At 52.0% G+C, this 319-nt stretch carries 1 protein-coding gene; it reads left to right on the top strand.

Annotated elements, in window-relative coordinates; genetic code table 11:
• Nucleotides 1-171: 171 nt before the first annotated feature.
• The coding region (locus AC0L3J_RS37820) for an HI1506-related protein (protein WP_473350506.1) at nt 172-319 on the top strand (148 nt) is incomplete at its 3' end.

Here is a 319-nt window from a genome sequence, read left to right as displayed (position 1 = left end):
GCCGCAGAGCAACTGCTTAACCGTGAACTGTTCGCGGATGGCAATACCACCGTCTCCAACGAGATGAAGGGCAAGCTGCAACTGGTTGTCGCTGACTACCTGTAACCGTCATTAAAAGGCGGTTCAGACCGCCTTTTAACCTGATTTAAAGGAAAAGGAGGAGCATGTGTTATGTCAGGCACTTCGCTTAATTCACAACGGCTGGACACTTCTCGCATCACTTGCACGGCGATTATTAAATGCCTTCGTCCGGTCTACCGCCGCGCCGGAATCGCCTTTACGCGTGGCGAAAACACCGTGGAAGTCACCGAAGAACAAC

The sequence above is a fragment of the Bradyrhizobium sp. Kon37 genome (assembly GCF_055807535.1).
Note: the sequence above shows the minus strand (reverse complement) of the source record. Positions and strands in the feature narration are given on the sequence as shown.